This window comes from Butyrivibrio sp. (assembly GCF_024699075.1).
Genome location: NZ_JAILQF010000161.1, coordinates 1 through 2,447 on the forward strand (window position 1 = coordinate 1; position 2,447 = coordinate 2,447).

Consider the following 2,447-nt stretch of genomic DNA (forward strand, 5'->3'; position numbering starts at 1 on the left):
GGGAAACCTCTCAATATTTCGCTTTACCTGTTGATTCATGGCTTTGAGCTCATAGCCATAAATATCAGCTAAATCACTATCGATCATTACCTGTTCCCCACGAATCGTATATACACAGTTTCTAATAGACTCAACTGTGAGTAATCCTGTTGTATTTTCCATAAACGCTATATTCCTTTGCATTTTCTTTTTTTGAAGTCACAAATTGTGACTTCATGTATTCTATATTCAAACAAAGATATTTTTTGTGGTCGAAAAAACCGACCGCAAACCACTGGTCCAAATTTTTAATCGAATAATTTTAACTACATATCCTCAAGACTCTCTATCTTCTTCAGAGCCTCCATATAAGCCATAAGACGCTTTTGCTGTTCTTCCTTAAGATTATGATAATCTTCAATCATCTGAACATCGCCGGGAGTAAATTTACTTTCTGGACTTGCTGCAGCAATTTCCTCTTCATCCTCAATCCTACGGTAGAAAAGATAATGGACATCTGTAATGTTTTGCAAATTACCCCGGAGCAACTTCTTACCGGTAAAGGAATTGAGGATGAAGAGGAAATTTCTGCAGCAAGTTCTTTTTACGGAGAATGGACATGGCAGGAGAGGATTTCTCACGACATCTGTGGTTAATGATTTTATAAATCAGTACCCACCGCTTCGGATCAAACCAAATCCGGATTGTCATGATAGACTTATAGTTCTCGATTATGGATTGCCAACAGAGCAGGCATTCCACTGTGGAGCATCAAGTAAAGATGCAGGATGAAAGCTCTGTGCTATTAACAAGGTAGAATCAGTACAAATGGTTCGTCCGGTTATTGATGCTTTGTTAAAACTTCCGGATAAAAGTATCTAAAGGAGATGATATTATTGGGAAAAGAAAAAACAAAAGTATATCTATATACCCGTGTTTCCACATCTATGCAGATAGATGGCTATTCTTTGGATGCACAGAAATCCAGAATGAAAGCATTCTGTGAATTTAACGATTACGAAATAGCCGGAGAATATGAGGATGCCGGAAAGTCTGGTAAATCGATTGAGGGTCGTGTTGCTTTTTTAACAACATGATGGAAGATATTAAATCAGAAGAAGTATGGGAGCAGGCACAAATTAAAGCCGTGACACAGGCTAAAAAATATGAAAAGGTAAATTCGCCTAAAGGTGAGAAAATACATCTTTTATCAGGTGTATTAAGATGCCCTGTCTGTGGGGCGGGAATGTATGGAAACAAAAGTATTAAGCATAGAAAAGATGGTACGAAGTACAGCGATTATTTTTATTATGGCTGCAAGCACCGCAACATGACCAGAGGTCACAAATGTGATTATAGAAAACAGGTATCTGAAGTAAAACTCGATGGAGCCGTAGTTGAAGTCCTGCGAAAACTTGTGAGCAATAAAAAGTTTGCCGGGATGATGCGTGAAAAAATCGATATGGAAGTTGATACCATTGCGCTTGATCAGGAAATATCAGCTCACGAAAAGACTCTGCGGCAGTGTTACCTAAATAAAGATGCTATTCTTTCAGATTTGGACAACTTGGATTACGAGGATAAGCACTACAAGAGAAGAAAAACAGATTTAGAGAATCGTCTCAGTAAGACTTATGATAAAATCGAAGAGACAGAAAACGCCTTAGTAGAGGCTAAAGCTAAGAAGCGGTCGATACTTGCTGAAAAGGTTTGTGGAGATAATATCTACAAAGCGCTAATCTTTTTCGATAAAATGTATGAGCCGATGAGTGAAGCGGAACGCAGAGAGTTCCTGACACAATTCATAGAAAAGGTTGAGATTTACAAAGAAGAACAAGAGAACGGCCAATGGCTTAAGTCTATTGAATTCAAGCTTCCTATCATATCAAAAGATATGAAGATTAGTTTGGACAATGGTTCGCAAATCGAGACGGTAGTTTTGCTCTCTAAGGGATGAGATATCAAGTAAAAAGATTAAGGTGGAATTCTCCTAAGAGGGTATGAATACAGATGACTTCAAGGATGGAGCCATCTATGATGAAACGAAATAAAGGGCAGTATATCAAACGGTATACTGCCCTTTAAATCTTATTCAGAAGCTTAAGAATTTGTAAGTGTAATTGTAAGCTTCTTTAATTGTTTGTTCATCTGCTTTGCAATCTTTTTATTTGCCTTATCTGTATCCTTAAGTGTTACTTTAATAGTTGTGCTTGTAGCATTCTTCTTTAGCTTCTTTGCCATTACTTTCTTAATGTATAATTCAAAAAATGTTGGGAACTTCAAAGCATATGATAGTTTTGAAAGAATTGTAAATGGCAGTCTTATTAAAAATAAGCCACGACTCCGTCCCCTAGGGTTATTTGATCGTAAAGCTATTGAGGTTGTTGTTTATCGTATCGACAGCGTCGGATACGGAAGAAGCTGCATTGGCAACGAGGCCTGAGGATTCGGCTACACCCTTTGCGGCT

General features: G+C 37.8%; 6 protein-coding genes. 3 read left to right on the forward strand and 3 right to left on the reverse strand.

What is annotated here, in order from left to right; genetic code table 11:
- Positions 1-162: ORF6N domain-containing protein (locus K6G87_RS06250; RefSeq protein WP_296835035.1), on the reverse strand; the 162-nt coding region annotated here is incomplete at its 3' end.
- A 143-nt stretch (positions 163-305) separates the two neighbouring features.
- The gene (locus K6G87_RS06255) at positions 306-512 is read right to left on the reverse strand and encodes a hypothetical protein (RefSeq protein WP_296835029.1); all 207 of its coding nucleotides are present in this window, start codon (positions 510-512) and stop codon (positions 306-308) included.
- Between the two features lie 40 nt (positions 513-552).
- On the opposite strand from K6G87_RS06255, the gene K6G87_RS06260 reads away from it, so the two are divergent.
- The 3 genes from K6G87_RS06260 (at position 553) to K6G87_RS06265 (ending at position 1,936) form a co-directional block, all read left to right on the forward strand.
- Positions 553-771, forward strand: coding sequence for a hypothetical protein (locus tag K6G87_RS06260; RefSeq protein WP_296835031.1), 219 nt, complete (start codon positions 553-555; stop codon positions 769-771).
- Positions 772-875: 104 nt separating this feature from the next.
- Positions 876-1,076, forward strand: coding sequence for a recombinase family protein (locus tag K6G87_RS19795; protein WP_330669786.1), 201 nt, complete (start codon positions 876-878; stop codon positions 1,074-1,076).
- A complete protein-coding gene (locus K6G87_RS06265) occupies positions 1,073-1,936 on the forward strand; it encodes a zinc ribbon domain-containing protein (protein ID WP_330669787.1) in 864 nt (287 codons plus the stop codon). The genes K6G87_RS19795 and K6G87_RS06265 overlap by 4 nt, the downstream gene beginning before the upstream one ends.
- Before the next feature lie 143 nt (positions 1,937-2,079).
- Here the strand turns inward: K6G87_RS06265 and K6G87_RS06270 are convergent, their stop codons facing one another.
- The gene (locus K6G87_RS06270; protein WP_296835033.1) at positions 2,080-2,220 is read right to left on the reverse strand and encodes a hypothetical protein; all 141 of its coding nucleotides are present in this window, start codon (positions 2,218-2,220) and stop codon (positions 2,080-2,082) included.
- Between the last annotated feature and the right edge of the window lie 227 nt (positions 2,221-2,447).